Annotated in this window: 8 protein-coding genes; 4 read left to right on the top strand and 4 right to left on the bottom strand. The window is 71.2% G+C overall.

Translation table 11 applies throughout. The features are described from left to right. Positions 1-387: 387 nt before the first annotated feature. Both ACZ4NT_RS10665 and ACZ4NT_RS10660 read right to left on the bottom strand, forming a co-directional pair. Positions 388-681: an MTH1187 family thiamine-binding protein gene (locus ACZ4NT_RS10665; protein WP_121406033.1), complete on the bottom strand. Its 294-nt coding sequence runs from the start codon at positions 679-681 to the stop codon at positions 388-390. Next, on the bottom strand, positions 678-1,025 hold the full coding sequence (locus ACZ4NT_RS10660) for a DUF3817 domain-containing protein (RefSeq protein ID WP_121406032.1): 348 nt from the start codon (positions 1,023-1,025) through the stop codon (positions 678-680). The genes ACZ4NT_RS10665 and ACZ4NT_RS10660 overlap by 4 nt, the downstream gene beginning before the upstream one ends. 203 nt (positions 1,026-1,228) lie before the next feature. Between ACZ4NT_RS10660 and ACZ4NT_RS10655 the strand changes: the two genes are divergently transcribed. From ACZ4NT_RS10655 to ACZ4NT_RS10640, 4 genes are all read left to right on the top strand, one after another. Further along, entirely contained in the window at positions 1,229-1,861 is a 633-nt protein-coding gene (locus ACZ4NT_RS10655) for an AIM24 family protein (protein WP_121406031.1), read from the top strand. 1 nt (position 1,862) lies between these two features. Then, positions 1,863-2,513, top strand: coding sequence for an AIM24 family protein (locus ACZ4NT_RS10650; RefSeq protein ID WP_121406030.1), 651 nt, complete (start codon positions 1,863-1,865; stop codon positions 2,511-2,513). Continuing rightward, complete coding sequence (locus tag ACZ4NT_RS10645) at positions 2,510-3,307, top strand: AIM24 family protein (protein WP_121406029.1); 798 nt, start codon at positions 2,510-2,512, stop codon at positions 3,305-3,307. The genes ACZ4NT_RS10650 and ACZ4NT_RS10645 overlap by 4 nt, the downstream gene beginning before the upstream one ends. A 92-nt stretch (positions 3,308-3,399) precedes the next feature. Next, on the top strand, positions 3,400-3,876 hold the full coding sequence (locus ACZ4NT_RS10640; protein ID WP_121406028.1) for a MarR family winged helix-turn-helix transcriptional regulator: 477 nt from the start codon (positions 3,400-3,402) through the stop codon (positions 3,874-3,876). 3 nt (positions 3,877-3,879) lie between these two features. Here the strand turns inward: ACZ4NT_RS10640 and ACZ4NT_RS10635 are convergent, their stop codons facing one another. Together ACZ4NT_RS10635 and ACZ4NT_RS10630 are read right to left on the bottom strand one after the other, a co-directional pair. After that, entirely contained in the window at positions 3,880-5,298 is a 1,419-nt protein-coding gene (locus tag ACZ4NT_RS10635; RefSeq protein WP_467724704.1) for a sensor histidine kinase, read from the bottom strand. After that, the gene (locus ACZ4NT_RS10630) at positions 5,295-5,957 is read right to left on the bottom strand and encodes a response regulator transcription factor (protein ID WP_467724703.1); all 663 of its coding nucleotides are present in this window, start codon (positions 5,955-5,957) and stop codon (positions 5,295-5,297) included. The genes ACZ4NT_RS10635 and ACZ4NT_RS10630 overlap by 4 nt, the downstream gene beginning before the upstream one ends. Between the last annotated feature and the right edge of the window lie 43 nt (positions 5,958-6,000).

Here is a 6,000-nt window from a genome sequence, read left to right as displayed (position 1 = left end):
CCGGGACCAGGGGGTGCTGATGCACGAGGGCGAGCGGGCCCCACCCGGGCGGCACCCCGGCGGCACCGGGCCCGCCGTCCCACCCGGGCGCGGGCCGCGACCAGGGACGGCGCCAACCCCTCCGGGGCAGACCCAGTCTGCGGGCAGGCGTGCCGCAAGGGGCGGCACGGGTGGGCGCAGGCGGCACCCCGTCGGCGCCGGGCTCGCCGACCCACCCGGCGCAAGCCGGGACCAGGGGGTGCTGATGCACGAGGGCGAGCGGGCCCCACCCGGGCGGCACCCCGGCGGCACCGGGCCCGCCGTCCCACCCGGGCGCGGGCCGGGACACCGAGGCCTGGGGAGAGGGGCGAGGGGGCCGACCTGGGCCGGCCCCCTGAGCCGCGCGTGCTACGCGGACAGGTGGCGCTCCACCGTCGCCACCTTGGACGTCAGCCCGTCCGTCACCCCCGGCCGGATGTCGGCCTTGAGGACGAGGGAGACCCGCGGCGCCCGCCGCTCGACCGCGGCGACCGCCCGCCGGACGACGTCCATCACCTCGTCCCACTCCCCCTCGATCGACGTGAACATCGCGTCGGTGCGGTGGGGCAGACCCGACTCCCGGACCACCCGGACCGCGTCGGCGACGTACTCCCCCACGTCCTCGCCGACCCCCAGCGGCGTCACGGAGAAGGCGACGATCATGACGCCTTCACGACTCCCTCGCGGCGCGCACGGGACGCGATGACCGCGTCCTCGGCCTCGCGCCGCAGCTTGCGCTCGGCGAAGAACCCGCCGGTGGGCAGCACGGAGAGGACGAAGTAGAGCGCGGCCGTCCCCAGCGGCCACTTCGCGCGGTTCCAGGCGTCGGCCCAGAAGATCACGTACAGGACGAAGAGGGCACCGTGGACCGCACCCATGACGGGCACCGCGTTGAAGTCCGTGGTGCGCTTGAGCACCGAGCAGACGAGCAGCAGCAGGAAGGACACGGCCTCGGGGGCCGACACCAGGCGGAGGCGGCGGAGGGCGGTGGCGGTCTTAATGTCCACGGGTCACCTTCGGGGGGAGATTCGCTGTCGGCGGGAAGCCGCTTTGTGAACGCACGCACAAGCGCCCCCACATTGTGGCATCCGGGCCCCCATGCCCCGGTCCGGGGGTGACGGCCCTGTCCCCTAGGGGGATCGTCGGGGGCGTTCTCCACCCGTGGGCCCTGTCGGCGGTCACGCCCGGCGGCTACCTTCACACCGTGGCAATGTTCCGACTCCAAGGCAGCAAGGTGCTGGCCGTAGACATGACCGGCGACGCCGTGAAGGCGAAGAACGGCTCGATGGTCGCGTACGACGGGCAGATGGCCTTCAAGAAGCTGAGTGGCGGCGGCGAGGGGATACGGGGAATGGTGACCCGGCGCCTCACCGGCGAACAGATGATCATGATGGAGGTGAAGGGTCAGGGGACCTGCTGGTTCGCCGACCGGGCCTCCGAGATCAACCTCGTGAATCTCCAGGGGGACAAGCTGTACGTCGAGTCGAGCAACCTGCTCGCGACGGACGCCGGACTGCGTACGGGCACGTCCTTCACCGGGCTCCGCGGCGCCTCGCAGGGCAACGGCCTGTTCACGACGACCGTCGAGGGCCACGGACAGGCGGCGATCATGTCCGACGGCCCGGCGGTGGTCCTGCGGGTCAGCGCCCAGTATCCGCTGACCGTCGACCCGGGCGCGTACATCGCGCATCAGGGCGACGTGCGGCAGACCTTCCAGTCCGGTGTGACGTTCCGCACGTTCATGGGCGAGGGCGGCGGCGAGGCCTTCCAGATCCGCTTCGAGGGCGACGGCCTGGTCTACGTGCAGCCCAGCGAGCGCAACACGATCGCGGGGGATGTGTGACATGCCCTTCCGTGAGATCAACTCGAAGATGATCGAGGCGACGGTGCTCCCGGGCCAGCGGCTGTTCAGTCAGCGCGGCGCGATGCTCGCGTACAAGGGGGAGGTCTCCTTCACCCCCAACATGCAGGGCGGCCAGGGCGGCGTGATGTCCATGATCGGCCGCCGCCTGGCGAACGAAGCGACCCCCCTGATGACCGTCGAGGGCTCCGGCACGGTGTTCTTCGGGCACGGCGGCCACCACATCGAGGTCATCACGCTCACCGGCGACACCCTGTACGTGGAGGCGGACCGGCTGCTCGCCTTCGACGGCACGCTGGAGCAGGGCACGATGTTCATGGGCTCGCAGGGCGGGGTCATGGGCATGGTGCGCGGCCAGGTGACGGGCCAGGGCCTGTTCACCACGACCCTGAAGGGCCACGGCGCCGTCGCGGTCATGGCGCACGGAGGCGTGATCCAGGTCCCGATCACCCCGCAGCGCCCGGTCCACGTCGACCCGCAGGCCTACGTGGCCCACCACGGCGACGTGCGCAACAAGCTGTCCACGGCGCTCGGCTGGCGCGACATGGTGGGCCGCGGCTCGGGCGAGGCGTTCCAGCTGGAGCTGAGCGGCAGTGGTGCGGTGTACGTCCAGGCCTCGGAGGAGAAGCTGTGAGCGGGTACGGGGCCTCGGGCCCGGTCGTCTTCGACCCCATGACCCTGCCGGTCGACGACAACGTGAACAAGTACACCTTCTGCGTGGAGCTCAAGGGGAGCCAGTGGTTCCTGCAGAAGGGCAAGATGATCGCCTACTACGGATCGATGGATTTCAACGGCATCGGGCACGGCCGGCTGGACCGTCTGGTGCGCACGTCGTTCCATTCGCCACTGCACGCGAGCGACTGGGTCGTGGCGGAGGGCTCGGGCAAGATGCTGCTCGCCGACCGGGCCTTCGACGTGAATTCGTACGATCTGGAAGACGGCAACCTGACCATTCGCTCGGGCAACCTCCTCGCTTTTCAGCCAAGTCTCGCGCTGAAGCAATCGATCGTCCCGGGCTTCCTGACGCTGATCGGAACCGGCAAGTTCGTGGCCGCGTCGAACGGGCCGGTGGTGTTCATGGAACCGCCGATCCGGGTGGACCCGCAGGCGCTCGTCGGATGGGCCGACTGCCCCTCCCCCTGCCACCACTACGACCACGGTTACCTGACAGGTGTCATGGGCGGTCTACGTGCGATGACGGGCCTCGGCGGGGCCTCCGGCGAAGAGCACCAGTTCGAGTTCGTCGGGGCCGGTACGGTGCTGCTCCAGTCGTCCGAGGCGCTGATGGCCGAGCAGGCCACCGGAGCGGTCCCGCAGCAGGCCGGCGTACCGGGCGGCGGCGGGGTACCGGGTCAGCACGGAGGGCAAGCCGGCGCACCGCGTCTTCCCGGACAGCTGGGGGACCTCCAGCGTCGCTTCGGGCTGTGAGCGGTAGTCTGCGGAGTGTGACGTCGAACGCGTGCGCGTAGTCACACGACCCTCACTAGTTCGCCTTTCAACCTTTTAGGTAGACTTCATTCATGGAGACCGAGACGGCCACGCGCTGGCTGACCGATGCGGAGCAGTGCGCCTGGCGCACCCACCTGGAGGTCAACAGGCTGTTGACGTATCAGCTCGAGAAGGACCTGCAGCCGTTCGGACTGACGATGAACGACTACGAGATCCTGGTGAACCTCTCGGAGTCGGAGGACGTCCGGATGCGGATGAGCGACCTCGCGTCCGCCACCCTCCAGTCCAAGAGCCGCCTCTCGCACCAGATCACCCGCATGGAGAACGCGAACCTGGTTCGCCGCGAGAACTGCGAATCCGACCGGCGGGGACTGTACGCGGTCCTCACCGACCACGGCCTGGAGACGATGCGGAAGGTCGCCCCGCACCATGTGGCGTCCGTCCGCCGGCACTTCATCGACCTGCTCTCCCCGGAGGCCCTGAACGACCTGCACAAGTCGCTGACCCCGATCGCGGAGCAGCTGCGGGGCCAGCGGGGCCGTCCCTGAGCGTCAACCCGCCCCGGCATCCCGGGGCAACCTGCCCACGGGCAGCCTGAGTTCGAAGAGCGCCCCACCCCCGGGCGCCTCGCGGACGGTGAGAGTGCCGCCGTGCCGCAGTGCGACGTCGCGGGCGATGGCGAGGCCGAGACCGGCCCCGCCGTCGTCCCGGCTGCGGGCGTCGTCGAGCCGTACGAACCGCTCGAAGATCCGCTCCCGCTCCCGCTCCGGAACCCCCGTCCCGTCGTCGGCGACCCCGAGCACGGCCCAGGCCCCCTCGCGGCGCAGGGTGACGGCGACCCGGCTGCGGGCGTGCCGCCGTGCGTTGTCCAGCAGGTTGGCCAGCACCCGCGCCAGCTGTCCTCGCGAGCCGGTCACCTCGACCGCCCCGGCATCCGCCGTCACACCGGTCCGCCCGGCCACCTCCTCCCGCACGAGCGCGCCTAGGTCGAACCGCGCGTCCCCCGGCCCCTCCCCCGCGTCCAGCCGCGCCAGCAGCAGGAGATCGGCGGCCAGCCGCTGCAGCCGTACGGTGTCCTCGACCGCGCCCGCCACGTCCAGCAGCCCGGGATGGGCCGCGCCCACCTCCAACTGGGTACGCAGCGAGGCGATCGGGCTGCGCAGCTCGTGCGAGGCGTCGGCGACGAACCGGCGCTGCCGCTCCACGGACGTCTCCAGTGCGGCCAGCGTCTCGTTGGTCGTCCGGGCGAGCCGGGCGACCTCGTCGTGGGTGGCGGGCACGGGCACCCGGCGGGCCAGGTCCTGGGAGGCCGTGATGGCGGCCATCTCGCTCCGGATGCCCTCCACCGGCCGCAGCGCACGCCGGGTGACCAGCCAGGTCACCCCGGCCATCACGGCCAGCAGCAGGGGGAAGCCGATCAGCATGACGGTCAGCGCGGTGCCCACGGCGCTCTGCTCGGTGGACAGCGGCCAGCCGGCGTACACCGTGAGGTCGCCCTTGTCCTCGACGCTCACCTCCACGGCCGCGAACCGGTAGTCCGCCGTGTCGCCGTCGATGGTGGCGGAGCCCTCGCTGTAGCTGACGTCGTCGCTGATCTCACCCGGTTCCAGCGAGTCCTCGCTCCCCCGGTCGTCGTCCTCGTCGGCGGCCGGGGCCTGCGCCCGTACGGTGTCGACTCCCGTGCCGCTGATCCGCTCCAGGTGCTCGCTGACGGCGACCAGCCGCCCGGACTCGTCGACCACCTGCACCGGCTGGTCGTCGTCCAGGGACAACCCCTCGAAGGAGGTGCCGCCCGACAGATCGGCGGCCACCTCCCGGGCGGCCCGCTCCGCCTGCGCGTCGGCCTGCACGATCAGGTTGGAGCGCAGCGACAGCAGTACGGCGGTCCCCGCGGCGATCAGCGCGATGGCGACGACGACGGTCGCCCCGAGGGTGGCCTTGGCCCGTACGGATCCGAAGAGGCGCCTCATCGCGCGTCCAGCCGGTATCCGGCGCCGCGCACGGTCCGGATGAGCGCGGCCCCCAGCTTGCGGCGCAGCGTGCTCACGTACACCTCGACGATGTTCGGGTCCCCGTCGTAGGCGAAGTCCCAGACGTGCTCCATGATGTCGGCCTTGGAGACCACCTCCCCGGCCCGTACGACGAGGTGCTCCAGGACCGCGAACTCCTTGGTGGTGAGGGTGACTTCGTCCTCGCCGAGGAAGACGCGGCGGGCCGCGGTGTCGACCTTCAGGTCACCGACGACGCGCACGGGCGAGGCGCCGGCCGTCCCGCGCCGGCGCAGCAGCGCCTTCACCCGCGCCACCAGCACCACGTACGAGAACGGCTTGGTGAGGTAGTCGTCGGCGCCGGTGTCCAGCCCCTCCGCCTCGTCGTACTCGCCGTCCTTGGCGGTGAGCATCAGGATCGGCACGTCGTGGCCGGCGGCGCGGAGGGCGGCGCAGACGCGGTAGCCGTTCATGCCCGGCAGCATGATGTCGAGGATCACCAGGTCGTACGAGCCCTCACCCGCCTGGTGCAGTCCCTCGCGCCCGTCGTGGACGACGTCCACGGCGAAACCCTCGGCGGTCAGGCCCCGGGCGAGCGACAGGGCCAGCCGCTTCTCGTCCTCCACGATCAACAGGCGCATGCGCCCAGCCTCCCAAACGGAAGCTGAAGAGGCCTTCAGGCGG

Source organism: Streptomyces sp. NPDC026417 (assembly GCF_055567695.1).
Note: the sequence above shows the minus strand (reverse complement) of the source record. Positions and strands in the feature narration are given on the sequence as shown.

What these genes read in the sequence shown, in the direction of transcription:
- ACZ4NT_RS10665 (WP_121406033.1), bottom strand. Translation starts at nt 681, where the DNA reads ATGATCGTCGCCTTCTCCGTGACGCCGCTGGGGGTCGGCGAGGACGTG.
- ACZ4NT_RS10655 (WP_121406031.1), top strand. Translation starts at nt 1,229, where the DNA reads ATGTTCCGACTCCAAGGCAGCAAGGTGCTGGCCGTAGACATGACCGGC.
- ACZ4NT_RS10650 (WP_121406030.1), top strand. Translation starts at nt 1,863, where the DNA reads ATGCCCTTCCGTGAGATCAACTCGAAGATGATCGAGGCGACGGTGCTC.
- ACZ4NT_RS10640 (WP_121406028.1), top strand. Translation starts at nt 3,400, where the DNA reads ATGGAGACCGAGACGGCCACGCGCTGGCTGACCGATGCGGAGCAGTGC.
- ACZ4NT_RS10635 (WP_467724704.1), bottom strand. Translation starts at nt 5,298, where the DNA reads ATGAGGCGCCTCTTCGGATCCGTACGGGCCAAGGCCACCCTCGGGGCG.
- ACZ4NT_RS10630 (WP_467724703.1), bottom strand. Translation starts at nt 5,957, where the DNA reads ATGCGCCTGTTGATCGTGGAGGACGAGAAGCGGCTGGCCCTGTCGCTC.